The following is a 27,000-nucleotide window of genomic DNA, read 5'->3' as shown; positions in this document are numbered from 1 at the left end:
GATGGATGGGAAATGGAAAAAAAGCAGCAATTGAAAGAAACTTTTTTTGCACAAGATGAAGAAACAGTTTTGAAAAAAATGGAAACGACCCAACAGGGACTTACATCAAGTGAAGCTGAAAAGCGGATCGCCGAATTTGGACCAAACGAACTGAATCAAGGCAAATCTAAGAGTATCGTGGTTAAATTTTTAGAACAATTTAAAGATTTTATGATTTTAGTCTTATTAGCAGCTGCTCTTATTTCAGCTATTTTCGGAGATGTTACAGATGCTATTATTATCTTAGTTGTTGTAGTTTTAAATGCTATATTAGGAGTGTATCAAGAAGCTAAAGCGGAAGAAGCAATTGATGCTTTGAAAAAGATGTCTTCTCCGGAAGCCAGAGTCAAACGAGATGGAAATGTTGTTTCTTTGAAAAGCGACCAATTAGTTCCTGGAGATATATTATTATTAGAAGCTGGAGATGTAGTAGCAGCTGATTTACGGTTAATTGAAATTGCTTCTCTTAAAATAGAAGAATCTGCTTTAACGGGAGAATCTGAAGCTGTATCAAAAGACATTACTGTAATTGAAGATGAAAAAGTAGGTATTGGCGACCGACTCAATATGGCATATATGAACAGCAATGTAACTTATGGTCGTGGAGAAGGGATTGTTGTTGGAACAGGTATGAACACAGAGGTAGGCAAAATTGCAGATATGCTGGCTACTTCTGAAGAAACAATGACACCTTTACAAGAAAACTTGAATCGGTTAGGAAAATACTTAACGATTGTAATTTTAGTCGTTGCTGTCGTGATGTTTGGGGTAGGGATGTTTAATGGCCGTGAATGGTTAGATATGCTGTTAACGTCGATTTCTTTAGCCGTTGCGGCCATACCTGAAGGACTTCCTGCGATTGTAACAATTATATTAGCTTTAGGAACGCAAAAAATGGCAAAACGAAAAGCATTGATCCGAAATTTACCAGCTGTTGAAACATTGGGCAGCACGGATATTATTTGTTCTGATAAAACGGGTACATTAACGATGAATAAAATGACAATTGAAAAGATTTATCTTAATGGTGCTATACAAAGTAGTAAAGACGAGATTGATTTACTAGCTCCCATTGTTCGAGTAATGACATATAGTAATGATACCCAAATCGCAAATGACGGAACATTGATTGGTGATCCAACAGAAACAGCAATGGTGAAATTTGCATTGGATAAAGGAATGAATGTGAAAGAGGAATTAACCAAAGAGCCTCGTGTTGCGGAAGTTCCTTTTGAGTCGGATCGCAAATTGATGTCTACGATTCATCAGTTGCCTGATGGGAAATTTTTCATTGGAACAAAAGGTGCACCTGACGAACTGTTAAAAAGATGTACACAAGTAGATAATAAAGGCGAGATTCAACCGTTAGATGAAAAAATGAAAGAAACTATTTTAGATATGAACCATGATTTAGCAACGCAAGCTTTACGAGTGCTAGCGATGGCTTATAAAATTGTTGATCAACTGCCAACCGATGTAACTACGCAAGGTGTTGAACAAGACTTAGTTTTTGCTGGGCTAACGGGTATGATTGATCCAGAACGTGCCGAAGCTAAAGATGCTGTTAGAGTAGCAAGAGAAGCAGGGATTCGTCCGGTAATGATTACTGGAGACCACAGAGATACAGCAGAAGCGATTGCACGACGTTTAGGTATATTGGAAGAAACACAACAAGGTGGCGTTTTAACGGGAGCAGAATTAGATAAAATCAGTGATCAAGATTTTGCAACACAAGTGAAAGATTATTCTGTATATGCTAGGGTGTCCCCTGAACATAAAGTTCGCATTGTTAAAGCTTGGCAAAAAGCTGGTAAAATCGTTGCCATGACAGGTGATGGAGTAAATGATGCGCCAGCACTTAAAACAGCTGATATCGGAATTGGAATGGGAATTACAGGTACTGAAGTTTCCAAAGGCGCTAGTGATATGGTTTTAGCAGATGATAATTTTTCAACGATTGTCGTTTCAGTCGAAGAAGGACGGAAAGTTTTTTCAAATATTCAAAAAGCGATTCAATTTCTATTATCAGCTAACTTAGGTGAAGTGCTTACTTTGTTTATTGCTACTTTACTAGGGTGGAATATTCTAGCACCGGTCCATATTTTATGGATCAATCTTGTGACAGATACTTTCCCAGCAATTGCCTTAGGGTTGGAACCAGCTGAAGCGGACGCAATGAAAAAGCCACCAAGAGGAAGAAAAGCAACTTTCTTTTCAAATGGAGTTCTTCCTAGTCTGATTTATCAAGGGATTTTTGAAGGAGGAATTACATTATTTGTGTACTGGTGGGCAACTCACTATCCAGCACATCCAAATGATTTACATCTCGTTCATGAAGATGCGTTAACAATGGCATTTGCTACACTAGGGTTATTACAATTATTCCATGCATTTAATGTCAAATCGATCAAAAAATCGCTATTCACGGTTGGATTTTTCAAAAATAAAACATTTAACTTAGCTATTTTATTATCAGCAGCATTATTAAGTGCCGTTATATTAATACCTGGTTTAAATGATGCATTTAGTGTGTCATCATTAAATATGAATCAATGGCTGTTAGTATTAGGATCTGCTATTTCCATTATTCCTTTAGTAGAAATAGTGAAATTCTTTATGCGAAAGTTTTCAAAAGAATAAACTAAATAAAGAAAAGCATTCCTGATTTTAGGAATGCTTTTTTTATAGAAAGAAGGTAGATAAAAAAAATATTGTGCTTGTAAAAAAGGCGTGTTATTATTTTTAAATAGCAAGTACTCGCTTTTTTGAAAAAGACAACTAAAAGACTAATCGGGTGATCAAAGAAAAGAGGTTGATGCGTATGGGAAAAGTAAGATTTCTACCTTTAAAGGTAGAAGATCCAATAATTCTGGAAAAAATAAAATATAGTATAGCTTTTTTATTCTCGTTTACGCTAGTTGGGCTAGCTCTTTACTTCAATACACTTGAAGAAATATGGCGCGGGAGTATTAAGATTCTTATTTCTCCTGCTAACCTTATAACGGACTATTTTAAACTTGCAAATGTTGGTGCGGCATTCATCAATGCAGCATTGATGATTATAAAGAGTTTATTAATTATCCGCTCAACGAAAGTAGCGCTAACAGGACCACTATTTGCTGCTATTTTCACGATAGCAGGCTTTTCTTTATTTGGTAAAAATTTGTTTAATTCTATTCCAATTATTGTTGGGGTATTATTGTATGCGAAATTGACTCGTACACCATTTAAAAATTATTTGTTATCTGCTTTATACGGTACGGCTTTAGGGCCATTAGTGAGTGAAGTAGCGTTCAATAGTGGATTTTCGTTTTTTATGGGAATCTTTTTAGGTTGTACAGCAGGCATTGTTGTTGGACTGATTTTGCCACCTTTATCACGTCACTTTGTTAGTTTTCATAAAGGATTTAGTCTCTATAACATTGGATTTACTGCTGGAATTATTGGGATGGCTTTTATTGCATTTTTCAGAGCCTATGGGATAGAAGTAGATACAGTTTATTTAGTGTCATCTGGTTATAATAAACCTTTATCTATTTATCTTTACAGTTTGTTTGTTTTATTACTTAGTGCAGGAATTTATCTTAATGGAAGGTCATTTTCGGGATATGCTAAATTTTTGAAAGAAGACGGAAGAGGTGGACCAGATTTTATTGAACGCCATGGTTTAGGGTTGACCTTCATAAATATGGCTTTGCTAGGTATGCTAACTACTACTTTTGTATTGGTAGTAAAAGGAGAATTAAATGGACCAGTTATTGGAGGGATCTTTACAGTAGTTGGTTTTGGAGCTTTCGGAAAACATATAAAAAACGTTTTTCCTATTCTTTTAGGAGTGCTGCTCGTAGGATGGTTAACATCAACTGAATTATCGAGCACTAGTTTTTTACTTACTGCACTATTTGGAACAACGTTAGCACCAGTTAGTGGGCACTATGGGGTAATAGCAGGTGTTTTAGCAGGCAGTTTGCATATGGTTATTGTAACTAATATAAGTTATTTACATGCGGGTATGAATCTCTATAACAATGGTTTCTCAGGCGGGTTTACAGCAGCCATAATTGTTCCTTTATTAGAAGTCTTTTTTTTCCATAAAAGTAAACGGAAAAATAAAGAACTTACAGAGCCTATGATCAACACTGAATCTGTTAAAGATCTAGAAGAACCCAAAAAATAGCTTGGAATAATAAAATTAAACGCTTTAAATTAATGTCTTCTCGTTAGTTTGCAGCGTTTAGTTTTATTAATTTTTTTGTGTAGCAGTTTTCAAGATGAAGTTTTTTAGCAAAAATATTCCTCCTAATATGATGAGTTAAGTTTTCAATGTGATAGGCTAGATAGTATTTTTTACTTGATTTCCTTACAAAAGTAAAGTAATATTTATTAGTCACTAAAAATTGAGGAAAATCCTTGAATTTAGGGTAGTCACTTTGGACTGGGCTACTTGAGACCTTTAATCTTATGATGGATCTGCTTTCTTATTTAAGAGAGCAAAAAAAGGGAGGATCATTATGACAAATCTTTATATAGGTATTATATTAGTACTGTTTGTTGCGGTACTGGTTGGGTTCTGGCAATTACAAAAGAAACACATGAAATTTTCAACACGTGTTTTTATTGCTTTAGGATCAGGTGTTTTATTCGGAGCTGTTTTACAATTGATATTCGGCTCAAGCAGTGAGGTAACAACGGGATCTATTGAATGGATCAGTATAGTCGGTACAGGCTATGTTAAATTTTTACAAATGTTAATCATGCCATTGATTTTTGTATCCATTGTAGGAGCTTTTACAAAAATTGAGGGGTCTAAAGACCTTGGAAAAATTAGTTTTAATGTATTAGCAACCTTATTAGCAACAACAGCAATAGCTGCTTTAATTGGGGTTGCAAGTGTGATGGTATTTAACTTAGATGGAGCAGAGTTTAGTCAAGGTGCTGCTGAAACTGCACGTATTGCAGAATTAAGCGAAAGAGAAGCATTAGTAGCGGATTTAAGTATTCCAGAACAAATTTTAGAATTTATTCCAGTTAATTTCTTTGCTGATTTATCGAATGCTCGCTCTACAAGTACAATTGCTGTTGTTATTTTCTCGGCTTTTGTGGGAGTAGCTTACTTAGGTGTTCACCGTAAAGATAAAGAAGCCGGTGAATTCTTTGCTAAGATCATTCACAGTTTATATGCGATTGTAATGCGTATTGTTACATTGGTATTGCGTTTAACACCTTATGGAATCTTCGCATTGATGACCAAAGCGTTAGCAACAAGTGATTTTAATGCACTCGTTAATTTAGGTGTTTTTGTAATTGCTTCATACGCAGCAATTATTGTCATGTTCTTAATTCACATGCTTATTTTACTTGGATTTAAAGTTAGCCCAATCCAATATTTGAAAAAAACTTTTACTGTATTGAGTTTTGCATTTACTGCACGTTCTAGTGCAGGAGCATTACCATTGAATATTGAAACACAAACAAAAGCTTTAGGTGTAGATGAAGCTTCTGCAAACTTCTCTGGAACATTTGGTTTGTCTATCGGACAAAATGGATGTGCTGGAATTTACCCAGCAATGTTGGCTGCTATCGTAGCTCCATCTGCAGGGATAGATATTTTTAGCCCAGCATACATTCTTACAATTATGGCAGTTGTTACCATCAGTTCATTTGGTGTTGCAGGTGTAGGTGGTGGAGCAACCTTTGCTGCATTGATCGTATTAGGATCATTAAACTTACCTGTAGCAATCGTTGGATTAGTTATCTCGGTTGAACCAATCATTGACATGGCTCGTACATTGCTGAATGTAAATGACAGTATGATTGCAGGTATCGTATCATCTAAACGATTAAAAACATTCAATGAAGAAATTTTCAATGATGACTCTGCAGTTGTAAAGTCTGACATCTAAAAAAATAGACTGAGCTAACAGTTTCAGTCACTTAAAAAACGTTCATTGCACTTTAGCAATGAACGTTTTTTTTGTCTATTAATAAACAGGGACCTTAGTGAATTAATGTTATTTTGCTGTTGGGACAAAAAATTATTCGTATCTTAACGCTTCGATTGGATCTAGCTTTGCAGCTTTTCGAGCCGGATAGATACCAAAGAAAACACCAACAGCAGTAGAAAACAAAAGTACTAAAAGGACGGATCCCAAAGTAATAGTTGGAACAATATCTAATGCACTAGCAATGCCGTTTGCAAGCAGTATTCCTAATACAAGGCCAATGATTCCGCCAATCAAAGTCAATATAACAGCTTCCATTAAAAATTGAAAAAGGATGGTGTTTGTTGTTGCCCCCAAAGCTTTTCTTGTCCCGATCTCACGGGTTCGTTCAGTGACTGAAACCAACATAATATTCATAACACCAATTCCACCTACTAATAGAGCAATCCCTGCTACAGCAGCAATGAAGTTGACGAATAAGCCTAAGACTGAATCTACTTGATCAAGTGCTTGCAAGAAATTCGTTGCTGTATACATATCTTCTCCTACGGTATCATGTCTGGTTTCTAATAGGCGAACCATGCGATTCGAGACAGATTCAATTGCATCCTTATCTGTCACTTGGACGGTCAAACTATTCATAACGGCTACTGTGGGATTCAATTTTTTCATTGTTGTAAGAGGGAGAGCCAAATATAACGGCATTTGGCTTAAATCAAATGAGCCTTGTAATTCTTGAAAAGTTCCTTCCATGATACCAATAATTTTTAAATTTAATGTGTTTCCGGTGTTGCCAATCAGCTGTATGGTCTCTCCAATAACATTTTGGCGCCCGTTGAATAACGCCGCAGCTGTATCTTCAGTAATCACGACAACTTCTTTTGCATCATCGTAATCACTTTGATTGAAGTAACGTCCATAGGTGATAGTACTTTCCATTGACCGATTGGTGTATTGCAAATCGGATGTGCCGCTAAAGGCCAATGCTGAGCGGCTATCAAAAACTGAACGTACGGTCGTATTAGCCGTATTATCTGGCGAGATACGAGTGATTTCTGGAATAGAGTTCTTTAGTGCTTCAATGTCAGCGTCTGTAATAGTTGCATCAACTGAAGCTTTGTCGCTGACAGACACCGAAATGGTAGAAGCTCCAAAATCATTGAACGTTTTTGTGATCTCTGAAGTTGCGCCATTCCCTACGGATAGAATGGCGATAACAGCCGCGATTCCTATAATAATGCCCAGCATAGTTAAGAGGGAGCGCAATTTATTTGAAAAGATACTATCTACAGCCATTTTGAAATTCTCGCGAATATTCATGCGAAAGCTCCTTTCTATACTAATTTTTGCTGCTGCGGCTGGTCGCTTACTAATACACCATCTCTAAACGTGACAATTCGTTTAGTATATAAGGCTACTTCAGGTTCATGGGTGACCATTAAAATTGTTGTTCCTTCGGCGTTCAGTTCTTGGAAAATACGCATAATGTCGACTGTTGTTTTAGAATCAAGATTTCCTGTAGGTTCATCTGCCATTAATACAGAAGGATTATTTACAATCGCTCGAGCAATGGCAACCCGTTGTTTTTGACCACCAGAAATTTCATTTGGTTTGTGTTTAACGCGATTGCTTAGGTCGACACGCTCTAAGGCTTGTAAAGCACGTTCTCGTCTTTCTTTAGCTTTCACACCTGCATAAACTAATGGCAATTCAACATTTTCTAAAACGGACATACGCGGCATCAAATTAAAGGATTGAAAAACAAATCCGATTTCCTTATTGCGCACTTTTGCACTTTCGTTATCCGTTAAATCACTTACATTTTGATCATTCAGCATATACGTACCAGAATCAAAGCGATCTAATAAACCTAAAATATTCATCAATGTCGATTTTCCGGATCCGCTGGGTCCCATTATTGCAGTAAACTCACCCGCAGTTATTTCCAGGGAAATGGTATCTAAAGCGACTAATGTTTCGGCACCAGTTGTATACGTTTTAATAATATTTTTCACACTAATCATGTTCGTACTCCTTTCTATTTACTCGTCACTAGGGTGCCGTCATTGATAGTATCATCAGGAGATAATATGATTGAGTCGTCTAATTCTAGGCCATCTTTTACTTCTACGTGGGTAGATGATTGAATACCCGTTTCTATCTGTCTAACTATTGCTTTTCCATTTTCTACAACATAAACGTACGGTTTATTATCTTCATTGTATAATAGGGCTTCAATTGGAATAGCCAAAACATTTTCAGCAGTGTTTGTGTTAATAGCTACATCAATATCGAAGCCAACAAATAGATTTTCAGGTGGCGTATCAAATGAAATAATGGATTTTACAGCCGTCAATGTACCAGTTTGGCTCGTTGTAGTTGAGGCTACCGGATCAATGTGTGAGACTGTTCCATTAAATGATTCTTCTCCAGTTGTTAGAACGACAGTTTGTCCTTTTTCAACAAGAGGTGCATCTGATTTGCTTAAATTTATAGTCACTTGTAAATCCGTCAAGTCGGCAATAACAATAGCAGGTTCTCCAGTTTGACTGCTCAAATCTACTTGGTCATTTTTTGCGTTAACAGTTGTGACTGTTCCGCTAAAGTCAGCCGTCTGGGTTGTACCATCACTATAAGAAATAAGGCGGTCTCCTTCTTCAATAGAATCACCTACATTTACTGGCACATCTTGAACAAACCCTTGTCCAAATATAGCTTGTGTTTGGGTAGACTCAATTATTCCAGTTGTGCTTAACGTTTCCTTGATTGTCTCTTGCGTTACTTTAGCGGTTTGGACGTTAATTGTTTCTTCCTCTGAGTTAGAATTTACGACGCTGTAAACAATAAAAATGATGACCGCAATAGCTATAATAATTCCGATTCCTTTTTTCCAATTCATAGTACGATACTTCCTTTCTATGGGGACATTAGAAGTGGTAAGCGTTTTATTAATTATAATGATTTTAGTTTTTATAGTCTAGACTAAGCTCTTATATTTTAAATGATAAAATCATTATTTTATAAAATCTATCGGGCAACTGGTATACTAATGAAAAGCGCTAAAGAGGTGTTAGATGATGAAAAGAGAATTATTTGCAATTGGGGATGTTCATGGCCAAATCTCACTGTTTAAAGAACTGTTGAGCCATTGGGATGAAGAGTCCCAACAGTTGCTTCTAATTGGGGATTTAGGCGATCGTGGCGAGAATCCAAAAGACTGTTTCTTACTAGCAAAGACTTTAGTGGAGCAAAAAGGAGCGATCTATTTAAAAGGCAATCATGAAGATATGTTGTTGGCTTTTATGGATCATCCTGAAAAAAATTATGAGCTCTACTGTTTAAATGGTGGAATGAAAACTCTTGAAACGTTCTTACATCCAGGTTTAGATGCAGAATATTCACCTACAGAAATGGCATTATTTTTAACTAGTCGTTATCCTGAGCTGCGCCCTTTTCTTGAAACACTGCCTCTCTATTATGAATGGGGAAATTTTATATTTGTCCACGCAGGTGTTGATTTAGCTAAGCGTGATTGGCATCAAACGTCTGATGAAGATTATGTCTGGATTCGTGATCCTTTTCATAAAGCAAAAAATACTACCGGAAAAACGATTGTGTTTGGTCATACCATTACGCCAGCTTTATTCGGAGACAATCAAACAACGGATTTATGGATCAATGATAATAAAATTGGCATAGATGGAGGAGCTGTATACGGAGGAGCGCTTCATGGTGTATTATTTAATAAAGAAAAGCTAGTCAAAGATATCAAACTAGATAATACAGGATTTGTTTGGGATGGAGAAATATAAAATAGAGAAAAAATGAAGGAGTGATAAAATGATTCTTTTTGAAAATGTGTCTAAAGAATATGAAAAAGGTAAACCGGTAGTATCAAATATCGATTTGGAAATAAAAGATGGAGAATTTTTTGTGTTTATTGGACCAAGTGGAAGTGGGAAAACAACGACACTGAAGATGATCAATCGATTGATTCCATTAACATCAGGCTTTATTCGGATAGATGGAAAACCCATCAGTGATTACAATTTACAAGAATTGCGTTGGAATATTGGGTATGTATTGCAACAGATTGCTTTATTTCCCAATATGACAGTTGAAGAAAATATTACAATCGTACCGGAAATGAAAAAGTGGTCTAAAGAAGATATGCAAAATAGAGTGACCGAGCTTCTTGATAGTGTTGGTCTAGAACCAGAAGCATACCGGAAGCGTAAAACAGCTGAACTTTCAGGTGGAGAACAGCAAAGAATTGGTGTTATCAGGGCTTTAGCTGCTAATCCGGATATTATTTTAATGGATGAGCCATTTAGTGCGTTAGATCCAATCAGCAAGCACAATTTACAACAGGATGTAGCTAAACTGCAGAAAAAGTTGAACAAGACAGTTGTATTTGTAACGCATGATATGCAAGAGGCGCTAGCTTTGGGAGACCGTATCTGTTTAATGAACAATGGGAAAATAGAACAAATAGGAACACCCGATGACATTCGAAGACACCCTAAAAATGATTTTGTGCGTAACTTTTTACAAACGGGTATTAATGATTTTAAAGAGTCTCCAACGATTCAACAAATCATAGCTACTGGAAAGTTAGAAGTCAGAGAAGCAGTTGAAGGAATGGGGCCTTATTTAGCTCTTGAAGATACGGTTGATACATTGGTCGTTGCCTTAGCTAGAGAAGAATTTGTGAATATTAAAGAGAATGAAGGCAATTTAATTGGCAAGATTACAAAACAACAGCTGCTCGATTACCTGGCTCAAGAAATTCAAGTTGAAAAAGAAAGTATGGTGAGATAGTATGAATGAATTTATCACTACCTTTCAGGAACGTAAAAGTGAATTATTAACCGCACTGATTGAACACATGCAATTGTCATTTATCTCATTATTCATAGCAGTTATTATAGCTGTTCCGTTGGCAATCTACTTAACGAGACATAAAAGAATGGCGACGGTTATGATTCAAATTACATCTATTTTTCAAACTATCCCGTCACTTGCTCTGTTAGGTTTAATGATTCCATTAGTAGGGATTGGAACTGTACCAGCTGTTATAGCACTCGTTATTTATGCTTTGCTGCCAATCTTAAGAAATGCGTACACTGGAATAATGGAAGTTGACCCATCATTAAATGAAGCGGCAGATGCAATGGGAATGAATCGATGGAGGAAACTTACTAAAGTACAGATTCCGATTGCTATGCCTATTATTATGGCAGGAATACGGAATGCAATGGTATTGATTATTGGAACTGGAACCATTGCAGCCTTAATTGGAGCCGGTGGATTAGGAAGTCTTATTTTATTAGGAATCGATCGCGGAAATAATCATTTGATTTTATTGGGAGCTATTCCAGCTGCATTATTAGCCATTTTATTTGATTACCTTTTAAGCTTATTTGAAAAGATTTCATTTAAGAAAACAATGATTACATTAAGCATTCTTAGTGTCATTATATTAGGCTTGTTAATAGCACCATTATTAATGAAAGATAAAGAAGAATTGGTCATTGCTGGAAAATTAGGTGCCGAACCTGAAATCATTATGAATATGTATAAATACTTAATTGAAGAAGAAACAGATGTAGCAGTTACGTTGGAGCCCAATATGGGGAAAACAACTTTTGTGTTCAATGCATTAGAATCTGGAGATATTGATGTGTATACTGAATATACGGGTACAATTTTGGCTACTTTCTTAAATGAAGAATTAAATTCAACAGATGAACAAGACGTTTACAAACAAGCTAAAAAAGGTCTAGCAAGCCAATATGATATGACGTTGCTAAAACCCATGGCCTTTAACAATACCTATACGTTGGCGGTTACATCAGAATTAGCGGAACAATATGATCTGAAAACCATTTCTGATTTAATCCCAATCGCAGATGAAATTAAAGCAGGCTTTACTTTAGAATTTTCTGATCGTCAAGATGGTTATCTAGGAATTCAAGATTTATATAGTCTTAAATTTGGTGAAGTTCAAACAATGGAACCAAAACTGCGTTACGCAGCTATTGAGACAGGCGATATTAATCTAGTAGATGCGTATTCAACCGATAGCGAACTTGCTCAATATGACTTAGTTGTATTAGAAGATGATCGCGGATTATTTCCGCCATATCAAGGGGCTCCATTGATGCTAGACGAAACAATCGAGAATTTCCCAGAAGTTGAAGATATTTTAAACCAATTAGCTGGAAAAATTACGGATGCGGAAATGCGAGAAATGAATTATGCTGTAAATGTTGACGGAAAGAGTGCAAGTGAAGTTGCGCAACAATTTTTAATGGATCAAGGTTTATTAGAAAAATAAAGAATTATATGTATAAGCTATAAAGGAGAAGTTTATGAAAATCGGTGTACTATCAGATTTGCATATTGATACCAATAAGAAAAAATTAGCTGAGAACGAAACATTTGCAGAAATCGTTACTAGGCAAATCAAACGGCAAAAGATTGATTTGATGTTGATTGCAGGTGACATCAGCAGTGATTATTTAGTATCTCAACAGTTTTTAGATGAAGTCACAACTATAAGTGGAATTCCTGTTTTGTTTGTCCCGGGAAATCATGATTTCTGGTCAATAAAAAATGGAGAAACGGATACCAAAAAAATCTATCAGTTTTTCAAAAATCAAACGAATAGTTTGTTAAATAAACCCTATATTTTGAATGATGAATGGGCAATTATCGGAAATGCTGGTTGGTATGACTATGGTTATGGAGATCAAACTAAATATACCGAAGCAGAATTTAATGAAATGAAATTAAGATTCGGTGCATGGCAAGACAAGCGCTACGTTCATTGGGGAAAAGAGAATAAACAAATTGCTCAATTGATGCTGAATAAGTTAGAATCAGATTTCCAATCCGTTGGAGAACGAAAGGTCATTTTAATGACACATGTGGTTACTCATCCAAAGTTTGTCGTTCCCTTGCCACATAAAATCTATGATTATTTTAATGCTTTTCTAGGAAGTTCTTCATATGAAAAATTGTATCAAACGTATCCGATTGCGTATAGCATTATGGGGCATGTTCATTTCCGGAAAACCTTAGTGGACAATCAAATCACCTATATTTGTGCGTGCTTAGGTGGATCTAAACATTGGCTAACGAAAGACCCAGAAGCAGAAATCGTTAATGCGATAGTAACATTTCAATTACCAGAGAACTAAAAGATGCGCAAAAAGGGACTAATCCTTTTTGCGCATTTTTTAGTGGCGCAATCATATTCGGTATAAAAGAGTGATTTGGAGAGAGTACTATGTTTATGGTAAAATAGTTGAGTAAAGTGGAACGAGAGAGGAAGAACTACATGACTGAAACAAATGAATCAATAGTATTAGATCTATTAAAAAATGAATTGAAAAGTTATTCTAAAAAGCAATTAACTACGGTCTTGGACCTATTAGCTGAAGGGAATACAGTCCCTTTTATAGCCCGTTATCGGAAAGAAATGACGGGAACGTTGGATGAAGTCCAAATACGTGAAATAGAAGAACGTCATAGCTACTTAACGAATTTAGAAAAACGTAAAAATGATGTCCTAAGAACGATTGATGAACAAGGAAAATTAACACCAGAACTAGAAGGGAAAATTAAAAAAGCAGCGAAAATGCAGCTAGTGGAAGATTTGTATCGTCCATTTAAACAAAAACGCCGGACGAAAGCAACGATTGCAAAAGAAAGTGGCTTAGAACCCTTAGCAGAATGGTTGCTGTCTTTCCCGAATGACAGTGTACAAGTAGAAGCAGAAAAATACGTTAATGAAGACAATGATATTGCTACAAGTGAAGAGGCATTAGCTGGAGCACATGAAATTCTTGCCGAACAAATTGGGGATGAACCTAGATATCGGACATGGATTCGTGACTATAGTTTTAAAAATGGAGCTATCACAGCTAAAGTCAAAAAAATTGAAAAAGATGAAAAGGGAACTTTTGAGATGTATTATGACTATAGCGAACCATTGTCAAAAGTCGCTTCTCATCGTATTTTAGCAATGAATCGTGGCGAAAAAGAGGATATTTTAAAGGTTTCTTTTGAGTTGAATGAACAAAAAATTCATGAATACTTAGAAAAACAATTAATTGAACAGCCTCAATCGACAACGGTACCGTTTATAAAAGCTGCTTACGAAGATAGTTACAAACGATTCATCGGACCATCAATTGAACGTGAGATTCGCGCAGAATTAACGGAAACAGCGGGTGAACAAGCCATTCATATTTTTGGCGAAAACTTGCGTAATTTGTTATTGCAAGCTCCGCTAAAAGGGAAGATTGTCTTAGGTTTGGATCCAGCTTACCGTACAGGATGTAAACTAGCTGTTATCGATCCTACAGGTAAAGTATTAGCGATTGATGTGATTTATCCGCATAAACCAGCAGGCGCAAATGCACGTGCGGAAGCAGCGGTTAAGTTTAAAAAACTAGTCGAATCTTACCAAGTTGAAATGATTGCAATCGGCAATGGAACAGCTAGTCGTGAGTCTGAAACCTTTGTTGCTGAGAATTTGAAAGAATTAGAAAGACAAGTCTTTTATGTCATTGTAAATGAAGCGGGCGCTTCCGTTTATTCAGCAAGTAAAACGGCTCGAGAAGAGTTTCCAGATTTGCAAGTGGAACAAAGAAGTGCGGTTAGTATCGCACGTCGCTTACAAGATCCATTAGCTGAACTGGTTAAAATAGATCCTAAATCGGTTGGTGTGGGTCAATACCAGCACGATGTTTCTCAAAAGCAATTGGAAGAACGACTTGATTTTGTAGTGGAAACGGCCGTTAACCAAGTTGGTGTCAATGTGAATACTGCAAGTGCACCTTTATTGCAACATATTGCAGGCTTGAATAAAACAACCGCAACGAATGTGGTAGCTTATCGTGAAGAAAATGGGCGTTTTGAAAGCCGTGCTCAATTGAAGAAAGTTGCTCGTTTGGGACCTAAAGCTTACGAACAAGCAGTAGGATTCTTACGTATTATTGGCGGGAAAAATGTATTAGATAATACAGGTATCCACCCTGAAACCTATAAAGAGGCAAAACAAATACTTGAATCAGCAGGACTAGCTTTAGCAGATATAGGTAGTATGGAAGCCAAAAAAGTTCTAGAAAAAATGGATTTATCAGCTTTGGCTGAACAAGTTGAGCTAGGTAAAGAAACGGTAAAAGATATGGTACAAGCTTTATCAAAACCGGGTCGCGATTTGCGAGATGAATTAGCAGCACCATTGTTGCGCACGGATGTTTTGAGTATGGAAGACCTTATACCAGGTATGGAACTAGAAGGCACTGTCAGAAATGTCGTTGATTTCGGTGCATTTGTAGACGTTGGAGTTAAACAAGACGGAATGGTTCACATTTCTAAACTAAGTAAAGGGTATGTGCAACACCCAACAAATGTTGTTTCAGTCGGAGATGTCGTAACCGTTTGGGTCGATAATGTTGATTTGAAAAAAGGGCGAATTGCTTTGACCATGTTGAAACCAAAAGAATAAGAGTTTTATAAAAAAAGGAATTGGGAGTACGTGTCCCAACTCCTTTTTTTGTGCAACGGTTTTTAGTTGTAGGAAAGCGGGTAAACTTGTAAAATAAAGCCTAAGTAATTAATTGATGAAATAAAATTAGGATTTAAAAGGAAGAGTCGGAATGAATCAAATTGAGTTACAGGTACTAGTGGAAAAGACATCACTCGATTGTTTTGGATTGCCTTTTCAGCACCAAGCAACTTTTAACAATCGGTTGCGTACAACTGGAGGGCGTTACCATTTAAAGTCGCATCATTTAGACTTCAATCTAAAAGTGTTAGAAACATTTGGAGCAGACGAGTTTTTAGGCGTGATTAAACATGAACTGTGCCATTATCATTTGCATTTATCGGGTAAAGGATTTCAGCACAAAGACAAAGAATTTAAACAACTATTAACTGAAGTCGGTGGATCAAGATTTGTAAAGTCGTTAGGTAACCCTAAGCCAGTAAAAAAAAGAGTAGTGTATCAATGTCAAAGTTGTGCACAGTTCATTTATCGTCAGCGTAAAGTGAATACTCAAAAGTACGTTTGTGGTCAATGTAGCGGTAAGTTGTTGTACATTAAGATTCAGGAATGAAATAACAAAACTTAGGGGTGAAAAAAATGAATCAAACACAAATAATTCAGCAAAAATTAATGACCGTTTTCCCCTCATACGGCAGTCCGTTAAAAAAGCAACTAGCGATTGATGAAACAGAAAAAATATTTCGAACGCTAGCAGGTAGTTTGGCACAACAAAAATCAAGTTGGTCAACAATCAGTGGACTCTGTTCTGTAAAAAATGATTTTACGACTGAACCACCTGTCTTAGTAAATAAAAAGGGCACGGTTTTCCCACTTTGGAAAATAGTATTGGATTTTGAAATGACTTGGTTGAAAAAGAGAACAAAAACGGTATCTGTTCTTGATTATGGTGCAGTGGGTGATGGAGAGAAAGATTGTACAACCGCCTTTAAAAAAGCTTTGGATTCAGGATTTAGACGGGTAATCATCCCACCTGGAAATTATGTCATTAGAGAAATTGAAGTTCCTTCTCATACAGAATTGGTTGGAAGTGGAATCAATCGAACTAGGCTTGTTTTGCATAAGGATGCCCCCAAAAAAGCACGCTTGATTACGAATAAACATCATTTAAATGGCAATCATCATATCTATATTGAAGGAATGAGTTTAGATTGGAATGTTACAAGGTTAAGCAGCACCGAAAAGACAGCGACCGGTGGAACATACTCAAGCGGGATTACGCTAGCCAAAGTGAAATATGCTGTAATTCGTAATGTGAAAATAATTAATCCGGGATTGCATGGCATCGATGTTACATCAACACTATATAATTACTCAGGAGACGGTCTTAGAGCAACTGGAGGCAGTCAATACGTTTGGATTGATCAAATTGAAACAAGCGGATTTGGCGATGATGGAATTACCACTCACCATAGCGATTATCTGTTTATCTCTAATTCTTATGCGCATCATCCTAGTGGACGTTCTCACAAAAAAGGCTACTCTAATTCAAATGGAATCGAAGTAGATGATGGTTCGCAACATGTGACTTTAGTAAATAACCATACAGCTTTTTGTTTTGGAGGGGTTGAGATAAAAGCTCATGAAACAAGTTCGGCCGCTTCGGATGTTCAAATTGTTGGGCACTTTTCGGAGCATGACAACCGATCTTATAATTTTAGGCACATCGGTCACCACCAAGGAGATGATGCTTACTCGAAATCAGCTTTTGGTATACGAGCAACTTTTCTTGCCGCTTGTTATCCGCAAACGACTAATCTTTATACAGCTTCAACGCCAAGATCACTAGTTGTATCTGCGTACCAAAAAGTAGCCATTCACCAGTTTTTTGCTGTAACCAAACAAGAGAATCGGTCAGACAAAATTGCTATAGCTATCCAATATCGGGCAGCAGAAGTTGCTATTAAAGGAATTCAGTTGAGAAATTATGGACATGCAAAAAAACCTGTCCGCATAGGTAAAGAAACAGGTAGAGTATACCTAGATGGATACGTGGTTTAAGCTAGTCAGATAAAATCTTTAAATCGCCATATTTCTAGTAGTTTTATGTTATGATTAACGGGAATAAATTAGAGATAGGGGAAGAGTAATGAATACGATATATCCAGATGACAGTTGGGCATTACACACTGATCTATACCAAATCAATATGATGAAAACCTATTGGGAATTAGGAAAAGCAGATGCACATGCGGTTTTTGAATCGTATTTTAGAAGTAACCCTTTTAATAGTGGATATGCTGTTTTTGCCGGATTAGAGCGCATTGTGCAGTACATTCAAAAATTAAAATTTACGCAAAGTGATATTGATTACTTAAGAAGTTTAAACACATACCCAGAAGGATTTTTAGCTTATTTAAAAGACTTTAAATTCAAAGGAACGATTCGTTCAATGGTTGAAGGAGAAGTTGTTTTTGCAGGAGAACCGCTTATTCAAGTAGAAGGTCCGTTAGCAGATTGCCAACTAGTTGAAACAGCTATTTTAAATGTTTTAAATTACCAAACGTTGATTGCAACCAAAGCATCTAACATCAAATCAATTGTAAAAAATGAGCCCGTTTTAGAATTCGGTACGCGAAGAGCACAAGAAATGGATGCAGCTATCTGGGGAACAAGAGCTGCTTATATTGGAGGATGTGATGCAACAAGTAATACACGTGCAGGGAAGATTTTTGGTATTCCTGTTAGTGGAACGCATGCGCACTCATTAGTACAAGTTTACCGCAATGATTATGATGCATTTATAGCGTATGCGACAACACATAAAGAGTGTGTTTTTCTAGTAGATACTTATGATACTTTGAAATCTGGCGTTCCAAATGCTATTCGAGTTGCAAGAGAACTTGGCGATAAAATCAATTTTTTGGGTGTCCGGATTGATAGTGGAGACATGGCATACATTTCAAAAAAAGTACGTCAACAACTTGATGATGCTGGATTTACTGAAGCAAAAATATATGCATCAAATGATTTAGATGAAAAGACCATTTTAAACTTGAAAATGCAAGGTGCTCGCATTGATGTATGGGGCGTAGGGACAAAATTAATCACAGCATACGACCAACCGGCTCTGGGAGCTGTTTATAAATTAGTTTCTATTGAAGATGAACAAGGAAATATGGTAGACACATTGAAACTTTCTAGCAATGCTGAAAAAGTTTCAACACCGGGTAAAAAACAGGTGTGGCGTATTACTAAAAATGAAGATGGCAAGTCAGAAGGCGATTATATTACTCTTTGGGAAGAAAGACCCGACCAAAAAGAAGAATTGTTTATGTTCCATCCGGTACACACATATATTAATAAAACAGTAACGGATTTTAGTGCTAGACCTCTACTAAAAGAAATTTTTGTAGATGGAGAATTAGTGTATGATCTGCCAAAATTAATGGAAATTAAAACGTATGCTGAAGTCAGTTTAGGGATGCTTTGGGAAGAGTATAAACGTAGCTTAAATCCAGAGGCATATCCAGTAGATCTATCACAATCAGCGTATCACCATAAAATTAAGTCCATTGAAAAAGCACGCGATGACGTGAAAAAACTGTCAAATAAACCACTTATCTAATAGTAAAATAGTTTCAAAAAAAGGATCAGTTACTGATTCTTTTTTTGAAGTTAGAAATGATAAAGTCAAAAAAAACTATGCTATACTACGTTTAACGATTAATCAAAGAAAAGGGGACACAGATATGGCAGAATTAAAAAAACAAATCATTGAAGAAATGCGCGTTCAACCATCTATTGATCCAAAAATTGAAATACGAAAAAGTGTGGATTTTTTAAAAGATTATATAAAAAAATATTCTTTTTTAAAAACGTTAGTATTGGGTATCAGCGGAGGGCAAGACTCGACGTTAGTTGGGAAATTAAGCCAGTTGGCCATGACTGAATTGCGAGAAGAGACTGGAGATAACGAATATCAATTTATTGCTGTACGCCTCCCTTATGGGGAACAAGCCGATGAAAAAGACGCTATGGATGCCATTGAGTTTATTGGAGCAGATAAAGTTGTTAAAGTTAATGTGAAACCTGGAGTAGATGCAACTGTACAAACTTTAGAAGATAGCAGTACAACTGTTAGTGATTTTGTTAAAGGAAACATCAAAGCTCGTCAACGAATGATTATTCAATATGCTATAGCTGGAAGTCATAAGGGTGCTGTAGTGGGAACCGATCATTCTGCGGAATCCGTTACCGGATTTTACACTAAATTTGGTGATGGCGGAACGGACATTAATCCAATCTTTAGATTAAATAAACGCCAAGGAAAAGCTCTATTAAAAGAACTTGAAGCCCCAAAACATCTATACGAAAAAATACCAACTGCAGATTTAGAAGAAGATAAACCATCATTACCAGATGAAAAAGCATTAGGCGTAACTTATGATCAAATTGATGATTACTTAGAAGGCAAAGAAGTGCCAGCAGAAGCAGCTCAAAAAATTGAAAGTTGGTTTGTAAAAACAGAACACAAACGACACTTGCCAATTACGATATTTGATGATTTTTGGAAATGAAAAATTGAACAATAAAGGAAATAAGCATTTATAAAAGGCTGGAAGACAAATTCCAGCTTTTTTGTTCTTATAAATTGGCTAGATTTTTAAAGTCTTTTCAAAAAAAAAAAACAAGGAGGTGGAACGAATGGAAATGGAGAAGTTGTCACTCGTCGTTCCTTGTTATAATGAGGAACAAACGATTCCTCTCTTTTTTGCTGCAGTGGAGAAAATCCGTACAGCGTTGACGAATACGACTATAGAATATATCTTTGTTAATGATGGTTCGAAAGACCATACATTAACGGTATTAAGAGAAATGGCACAAGATTACCCCGATTCGATTCGATATTTGTCCTTTTCACGAAATTTTGGAAAGGAAGCTGCTTTGTATGCAGGGTTAGAGCATACTACTGGTGACTATGTAGCTGTAATGGATGTGGATTTGCAAGACCCACCTGAATTATTGCCACAAATGCTCCATTTAATACGGGATGAATCTTATGATTGTGTAGGGACAAGAAGAGTCAATCGAAAAGGCGAGCCCCCTATTCGGTCATTTTTAGCAAAAGAGTTTTATCGAGTGATGAATCGTATTTCAGATGTGAAATTTGTAGATGGAGCGCGAGATTATAGATTGATGACCCGCCAAATGGTGGATGCTATTCTCAGTATGACTGAAGTAAATCGTTTTTCAAAAGGGATTTTTAGTTGGGTAGGATTTGACACAAAATATTTAGAGTTTGAAAATAAGGAACGTGTGGCTGGCAAGTCGTCTTGGTCGGTATGGTCTTTATTTAAATACTCATTAGATGCAATAGTCGATTTTTCAGATATTCCTTTGGCACTAGCATCGTTTGTAGGATTAGCCTCTTTTATTATTGCTGTATTCTTCATGATCGTGATTATTATTCGAACGGTCTTATTTGACGATCCAACAGCTGGGTGGCCTTCTTTAGTGACGATTATACTAGCTATCGGAGGATTGCAATTATTCTGTTTAGGTATAGTAGGGAAATATCTTGGAAAAACCTATTTAGAAACAAAAAAAAGACCCATTTATATTTTAAAAGAAACAGATAAAAAGCCAAAAAAATAAAACAGGTTAAGAACGTTTTTAGTAAAGGTGACTGTGATGAAAAAAATAAATAAAAAACGAATGAATCAATTTACAGATAGCGATTCTGGTAGGCTGATAAATGGTTTGAAAACGATTCTTTTAGGATTGATTACAGCATTCATTGGAAACTTTTCCTTGCAACTGTTTCAAAATCAATATAATTTTTCCTTAGCTATTCATTTTACTTTTCAGTGGCATACAGAGATGTTTTTATTAGGAATGTTTTTGTTATTTACGCTGTATTTATGGCTTACAGCACTCAGCGGCTCTCGTTGGTTGAGTGCATTAATTTTGTTGATTATCACAGTAGCAATGGGAGTGACCACGCAACAGAAGATGGCCTTACGCGGTGAGCCGTTATATCCCTCTGATTTCACGATGATCAATGAATTGCCTTTTTTGCTTAAAATGGTTGATAGAAAATTAGTAATAGCGGTTATTATCTTACTAATAAGTCTAGTGAGCCTAGGTATTATCTTGTTCATTAAGAAAAAAAGAAGTTCAAAGCGATGGACTAATCCGGTACAAAAGAAATTAAACTGGATAGTAAGAGGAGTAACGTTTATTATCACTAGCGGTGTTCTTCATTACAGCATTGGATTTAATCAGCCGGGAAATGTATTGAAGTCTGCCTACGATCGTTATGCCTATTGGATACCTTACAGCCAACAAATGAATTATTATAATAATGGCTTTATAGGAGGCTTTTTGTATAACTTGGGTGTCGATGCAATGACAGAACCAGCTAACTATTCAAAAAAACAAATAGCGGATATCGTTCAAAAATACAAAGAAAGAGCAGCTGAAATAAACGAAACGAGACCAGCAGCAATAAATGATGTGAATATCGTTTATGTAATGAATGAAAGTTTTTCAGATCCTTTAGCTCTGGAAGGAGTAACCGTTTCAGAAGATCCTATTCCAAAAATACGACTATTGAAGGAAACTACTTTGAGTGGAACAATTTTATCTCAAGGATATGGAGGTGGAACGGCCAATATTGAATTTGAAGTATTGACGGGACTGTCCATGGAACCAATGTCGGCAAGTTTAACAACTCCTTATACGCAATTGGTTTCTAGAATGAATGAACTGCCATCTGCCATCTCCTATTTAAAACAGCAGGGTTATGCAACAACGGCTATTCATCCCTATAATACAACGATGTATAAACGGAATGAAGTATATCAAAAGTTAGGGTTTACAACATTTTTAAATGAAACAAATATGGAGTTTTCAGCTAAAAAAGGTCAAAATCCTTATATTTCAGATGAATCAGCTTATCAAGAAGTCTTACAACAAATGGAAACCACAGATGAATCGGATTTTATTCATTTGGTTACCATGCAGAATCATATGGTTTATAGTGGTAAATACCCTGGAACAGCTTTCTCAGCTCAAGGAACGGGAAATGCCAAAGAAGCAGCTAACTATTTGCAGGACTTGTCTTATAGTGATGACGCACTAGCTGATTTTTTAACAACTATAGATGAATTACCTGAAAAAACAATTGTCATATTCTGGGGCGACCACTTACCTAGTTTTTATAGTGAAACTATTGCTGAAACCAATGGAAGTTTAAAAATGCATCAGACTCCGCTGTTAGTTTATCCTAACTTTGCAGAAAAATCGGGTGCATTAGGAACCATCAGCCCAATTTATTTCATGAATCATATTTTAAATACTACAAATGCGCAAGTTACCCCTTATTATGCTTTGTTGATGGAGTTAGAAGAAGCTTTGCCAGCTTTTGAAAAAGGGTTATATATTGAACGAAATTCAACAGAAGTATTTGAAAAAAGAGCAGATCTTTCAGAAGAAACACAAGAGTTATTAAAGGTTTATGATACAATTCAATACGATGTGACCGTGGGTGAAAATTATAGTAAAGCGTTTAACTTCTTTGAAGATTAAATGCTTTATTTTTTCGCTTGCTTTTTTGGTCTATACCATTTATAATGATAAAAAAGAGTAAAGGAGAAAACTTAAATGGCTAATGTATTTACAAATGTAACAGTGTATACAGGAGAAGAAAAGATTGAAAATGCTTTTATTCGTTTCTCTGAAGAAATTTTAGCTGTAGGAAGAATGAGTGAATATAAAAAAGAAACGGCTGATCAAGAACAAGATGCTTCAGGGAAAATTGTTTTGCCTGGGTTTATTGATGTCCACAGTCATGGTGGATACAGCTACGACAATATGGATGCGAATTCAGAAGAAATCAATCAAATGATCCAAAAAATGCATCAAGAAGGAATCACTTCTTACTTTGCGACAACGATGACGCAATCTTACGATGCTATCGATAAAGCACTGGTAGCGATCAATGAAGCGGCCATTAAAAATCCAGCGATACAAGGAATTCATTTAGAAGGTCCTTTTGTTTCGAAAGTTTTTAAAGGAGCACAACCAGAAGAATTTATTCGTGTGCCAGATGCAAAACAAATGGAAAAATGGAACAAGTTAAGTGGGAACCGGATTCGATTAGTAACGTATGCTTCTGAAACAAGCGATGCTTCAGAATTTGAAGATTATTGTGTGAATCATAATATTGTCCTTTCAATCGGACACAGCAATGCTACTAGAGCTCAGTTGATGGATTCTAAAGCTTCTCATATTACACATTTGTATAATGCACAAAGAGGGTTACATCATCGCGAACCTGGAGTGACTGGTCATGCATTCTTAGAAGACTCTATTTATACTGAAATGATTGTCGATGGGTACCACATCCATCCTGATATGGTTAACCTTGCATATAAAGTTAAAGGTCCAGACAGAATTGAAGTAATCACAGATTCAATGCGTGCTAAAGGCTTGCCAGATGGAGAAAGTGAATTAGGTGGACAAAAAGTTTTAGTGAAAAATAGCCAAGCAAGATTAGAAGATGGAACGCTAGCAGGAAGTGTATTAACGTTCAATGATGCATTTAAAAACATTATGGCTTTTACAGGTTGTTCTATTGAAGATGCTGTAAAAATGACTTCTGTCAATCAAGCAAGAGAATTTGGGTTAAATAAAAAAGGTAGTTTAAAAACTGGAATGGATGCTGATTTAATTTTAATGAGCAATGATTTTGATGTAGAGCATACATTTAGTTACGGGAAAATGGTTTATTAAACTAAAATTGAAAAGAAAAGGTGGAAATTAAAAAATGGAACTAATTATTGTGAAAGATAACATCGAAGGCGGAAAGAAAGCATTTGAATTGATTAAAGAAGGCATGAATCAAGGAGCAAAAGTATTAGGTTTAGCTACAGGGAGTACACCTATTACTTTGTATCACGAAATGATTCAAAGTGACGTAGATTTTTCAGAAATGACAGCTCTTAATTTAGATGAATATGTGGGACTTGCACCTACAGATTCTCAAAGTTACCATTATTTTATGGACCAAGAACTTTTTTCTAAAAAACCATTTAAAGAAACATTTGTACCAAATGGTATGGCTAAAGACGCACAAGAAGAATGTGAACGTTATGATCAAATTATTGAAAAACACCCAATTGATATTCAAATTTTAGGTATTGGCAGCAACGCACATATCGGATTTAATGAACCTGGGACTTCTTTTGATTTAACAACACATAAAGTTGAATTGCTTCCATCTACAATTGAAGCGAATAAACGCTTTTTTGATACTATTGAAGATGTTCCACGTTTAGCTTACTCAATGGGAATCAAATCAATTATGAAATCTAAAAAAATAATTTTGATGGCGTATGGTGAAACAAAAGCTGAAGCTATCAAAAATACAATTGAAGGACCTGTAACTGAAAATGTCCCTGGAAGTATCTTGCAAAATCATGACAATGTAATTATGATTGTAGATGAGGCAGCAGCGAAATTAATTCAACGTTAGGAGCGAAATAATGGCTAAGGCGACACCCATTTACATTCAAATTCATAATCAGATAAGAAAAATGATAGAACAAGAAGTTTGGAAAATTGGAGAGCGTATTCCTTCTGAAAGAGATTTAGCTATCCAATTTAGTGTCAGCCGAATGACCTTGAGACAAGCCGTACAAACTCTTGTAGATGAAGGAATACTAGAGCGAAAAGTAGGGTCTGGTACCTATGTATCCAATAAAAAAGTGCAAGAAAAAATGGCAGGTATTCAAAGTTTTACAGATATTATGATTTCACAAGGACGAAAACCAACAAGTAAAACAATTTCTTATCACGTGAAGCCTGCCAGTGTGAGTGAAGCTGGAAATTTGAAGTTAAAGACTGAAGATATGGTTTTAAGAATGGAACGGATTCGTTATGCTGATGAAATTCCCATTTGTTTTGAAGTAGCAACGATTCCATATTATCTGGTGGAATCGTTAGGAAAACAGGAAATCACAAAATCTCTCTATAAAGTATTGGAATCTGAACAAGGCATTACCGTCATGCGAGCTGAACAAACCGTTTCAGCCATGAGAGCTTCTGAAAAAATTGCGGAATATTTATCAATAAAACGTGGGGAATCTATTCTTCAGTTAAAACAAATTAGTTATTCAAAAGAAAATCTGCCTTTTGAGTATGTTCGTACTCAATATGTAGGCGAAAGATTTGAATTTTATTTAGAAAAAGATTTACGCTAAGCAATTGCTAGCGTAATTTTTTTTGTTTTCACGGTACTCGTAAAATTCAAAACTAAATTGCAATTGTGTTTTAGTAATTATGTTTGTATAATGAAATGAAGAATGGCTTTGAAAGTAGGTTTCTTTTTTATGTATGATATGTTTCAAGTTTTAGTGTTCTGTTTGTTAACAGTCATTATCAGTTTTATACTAACACCGCTAATAAAAAAATTAGCATTAAAAGTAAATGCTATAGACAAACCTGGTGAAAGACGAGTAAACGTAAAGCCTATGCCAACATTAGGTGGATTAGCCATCTACTTGTCTTTTTATATTTCATTGTTTTTTTTGCAACCTATCCCTTTTAAACAAGTGATACCCTTGTTTATTGCGTCTACTGTTATCATTATCACAGGTATAATCGATGACTTAGTCGAGATATCGCCAAGAATGAAACTGTTAGGTATTGTTATAGGCGCGCTTATCATTTATTATGTTGCTGATATTCGAATGGATCTTGTTACATTGCCTTTAATTGGAGAAATACAATTAGGTGTTTTCAGTTTACCAATAACGTTACTGTGGATATTAGCTATTACAAATGCTGTTAATCTAATTGATGGCCTAGACGGGCTAGCAACTGGAGTTTCAATTATTGCCTTAACGACCATGGGTATCATTGGATTTTTCTTTTTAACGATTGATGATGTTGTGGTACCTATCATGATTTTTACGCTAGTTGCTGCAGCTGTTGGTTTTCTACCGTATAATTTTTTTCCAGCTCGCATTTTTTTAGGAGATACTGGCGCTTTATTTCTAGGCTTTATGATTTCTATTATGTCGTTACAAGGATTGAAAAATGCTACATTGATTACAGTTATCATACCGGTTGTCATATTAGGCATACCGATTACTGATACGGTAGCCGCTATATTGCGAAGACGGTTAAATCGAAAACCAATTTCTAGTGCGGATAAAATGCATTTGCATCATCGCCTAATGACATTAGGTTTGACTCATAGACAAACGGTACTGGCTATTTACTGTATTGCCGCAATGTTTTCATTGATTGCATTAATGTATCCATTATCTGATTTCATAGGTTCCATAATGTTAACCATAGGATTATTGCTTGGTTTAGAGTTGTTTATGGAATTAATTGGTTTAGTGAGTGAAGAAAGAAGACCTTTATTATCAAGACTAGGACGTTTTGCAAAGAAATTAAATCGAAAACGATAAAAAATGGGCACCA

General features: G+C 35.9%; 21 protein-coding genes. 18 read left to right on the top strand and 3 right to left on the bottom strand.

Annotated elements, in window-relative coordinates; translation table 11 throughout:
• Positions 1-12 precede the first annotated feature (12 nt).
• From CAT7_RS02445 to CAT7_RS02435, 3 genes are all read left to right on the top strand, one after another.
• A complete protein-coding gene (locus CAT7_RS02445; protein WP_007721634.1) occupies positions 13-2,679 on the top strand; it encodes a cation-translocating P-type ATPase in 2,667 nt (888 codons plus the stop codon).
• Positions 2,680-2,860: 181 nt separating this feature from the next.
• Positions 2,861-4,216, top strand: coding sequence for a DUF1576 domain-containing protein (locus tag CAT7_RS02440; RefSeq protein ID WP_007721633.1), 1,356 nt, complete (start codon positions 2,861-2,863; stop codon positions 4,214-4,216).
• Positions 4,217-4,550: 334 nt separating this feature from the next.
• Entirely contained in the window at positions 4,551-5,942 is a 1,392-nt protein-coding gene (locus tag CAT7_RS02435) for an L-cystine transporter (protein WP_007721632.1), read from the top strand.
• A gap of 132 nt (positions 5,943-6,074) precedes the next feature.
• On the opposite strand, the gene CAT7_RS02430 is transcribed toward CAT7_RS02435, so the two are convergent.
• The 3 genes from CAT7_RS02430 to CAT7_RS02420 are packed head-to-tail and all read right to left on the bottom strand — an operon-like array spanning position 6,075 to position 8,880.
• Positions 6,075-7,301 (bottom strand): ABC transporter permease, encoded by a 1,227-nt coding sequence (locus CAT7_RS02430; protein ID WP_007721631.1) that lies wholly within the window; start codon positions 7,299-7,301, stop codon positions 6,075-6,077.
• Between the two features lie 14 nt (positions 7,302-7,315).
• Complete coding sequence (locus tag CAT7_RS02425) at positions 7,316-8,005, bottom strand: ABC transporter ATP-binding protein (protein WP_007721630.1); 690 nt, start codon at positions 8,003-8,005, stop codon at positions 7,316-7,318.
• A 14-nt stretch (positions 8,006-8,019) separates the two neighbouring features.
• Positions 8,020-8,880, bottom strand: a complete 861-nt coding sequence (locus tag CAT7_RS02420; protein ID WP_007721629.1) for an efflux RND transporter periplasmic adaptor subunit — start codon at positions 8,878-8,880, stop codon at positions 8,020-8,022.
• 178 nt (positions 8,881-9,058) lie between these two features.
• On the opposite strand from CAT7_RS02420, the gene CAT7_RS02415 reads away from it, so the two are divergent.
• From CAT7_RS02415 to CAT7_RS02345, 15 genes are all read left to right on the top strand, one after another.
• Positions 9,059-9,793 carry a metallophosphoesterase gene (locus CAT7_RS02415; protein WP_007721624.1) on the top strand — a complete coding sequence of 245 codons (735 nt, stop codon included), beginning with the start codon at positions 9,059-9,061 and terminating at the stop codon, positions 9,791-9,793.
• A 28-nt stretch (positions 9,794-9,821) separates the two neighbouring features.
• Complete coding sequence (locus CAT7_RS02410; RefSeq protein WP_007721621.1) at positions 9,822-10,802, top strand: ABC transporter ATP-binding protein; 981 nt, start codon at positions 9,822-9,824, stop codon at positions 10,800-10,802.
• Between the two features lies 1 nt (position 10,803).
• Positions 10,804-12,321, top strand: coding sequence for an ABC transporter permease/substrate-binding protein (locus CAT7_RS02405; protein WP_007721619.1), 1,518 nt, complete (start codon positions 10,804-10,806; stop codon positions 12,319-12,321).
• A 34-nt stretch (positions 12,322-12,355) separates the two neighbouring features.
• The gene (locus tag CAT7_RS02400) at positions 12,356-13,186 is read left to right on the top strand and encodes a metallophosphoesterase (RefSeq protein ID WP_007721617.1); all 831 of its coding nucleotides are present in this window, start codon (positions 12,356-12,358) and stop codon (positions 13,184-13,186) included.
• A gap of 140 nt (positions 13,187-13,326) precedes the next feature.
• Positions 13,327-15,504 (top strand): Tex family protein, encoded by a 2,178-nt coding sequence (locus tag CAT7_RS02395; protein ID WP_007721615.1) that lies wholly within the window; start codon positions 13,327-13,329, stop codon positions 15,502-15,504.
• A 151-nt stretch (positions 15,505-15,655) separates the two neighbouring features.
• A complete protein-coding gene (locus tag CAT7_RS02390; RefSeq protein ID WP_007721614.1) occupies positions 15,656-16,114 on the top strand; it encodes a SprT family protein in 459 nt (152 codons plus the stop codon).
• Between the two features lie 26 nt (positions 16,115-16,140).
• Positions 16,141-17,562 (top strand): glycosyl hydrolase family 28-related protein, encoded by a 1,422-nt coding sequence (locus tag CAT7_RS02385; RefSeq protein ID WP_007721612.1) that lies wholly within the window; start codon positions 16,141-16,143, stop codon positions 17,560-17,562.
• Between the two features lie 88 nt (positions 17,563-17,650).
• Positions 17,651-19,129 (top strand): nicotinate phosphoribosyltransferase, encoded by a 1,479-nt coding sequence (locus CAT7_RS02380; RefSeq protein WP_007721610.1) that lies wholly within the window; start codon positions 17,651-17,653, stop codon positions 19,127-19,129.
• A 124-nt stretch (positions 19,130-19,253) separates the two neighbouring features.
• A complete protein-coding gene (nadE, locus tag CAT7_RS02375; RefSeq protein ID WP_007721608.1) occupies positions 19,254-20,081 on the top strand; it encodes an ammonia-dependent NAD(+) synthetase in 828 nt (275 codons plus the stop codon).
• A gap of 127 nt (positions 20,082-20,208) precedes the next feature.
• Entirely contained in the window at positions 20,209-21,159 is a 951-nt protein-coding gene (locus CAT7_RS02370; RefSeq protein ID WP_007721606.1) for a glycosyltransferase family 2 protein, read from the top strand.
• Between the two features lie 36 nt (positions 21,160-21,195).
• Positions 21,196-23,094: an LTA synthase family protein gene (locus CAT7_RS02365; protein ID WP_007721604.1), complete on the top strand. Its 1,899-nt coding sequence runs from the start codon at positions 21,196-21,198 to the stop codon at positions 23,092-23,094.
• 75 nt (positions 23,095-23,169) lie between these two features.
• Complete coding sequence (gene nagA, locus CAT7_RS02360) at positions 23,170-24,300, top strand: N-acetylglucosamine-6-phosphate deacetylase (RefSeq protein WP_007721602.1); 1,131 nt, start codon at positions 23,170-23,172, stop codon at positions 24,298-24,300.
• Positions 24,301-24,334: 34 nt separating this feature from the next.
• Positions 24,335-25,042, top strand: coding sequence for a glucosamine-6-phosphate deaminase (locus tag CAT7_RS02355; RefSeq protein WP_007721601.1), 708 nt, complete (start codon positions 24,335-24,337; stop codon positions 25,040-25,042).
• Between the two features lie 10 nt (positions 25,043-25,052).
• Positions 25,053-25,769: a GntR family transcriptional regulator gene (locus tag CAT7_RS02350; RefSeq protein WP_007721599.1), complete on the top strand. Its 717-nt coding sequence runs from the start codon at positions 25,053-25,055 to the stop codon at positions 25,767-25,769.
• 138 nt (positions 25,770-25,907) lie between these two features.
• Complete coding sequence (locus tag CAT7_RS02345; protein ID WP_035019350.1) at positions 25,908-26,987, top strand: glycosyltransferase family 4 protein; 1,080 nt, start codon at positions 25,908-25,910, stop codon at positions 26,985-26,987.
• The last annotated feature ends 13 nt before the right edge of the window (positions 26,988-27,000 follow it).

Source organism: Carnobacterium sp. AT7 (assembly GCF_000171855.1).
In the GTDB taxonomy this organism is placed as follows: Bacteria; Bacillota; Bacilli; order Lactobacillales; family Carnobacteriaceae; genus Carnobacterium_B; species Carnobacterium_B jeotgali.
This window is presented reverse-complemented; position numbering and strand designations above follow the sequence as displayed.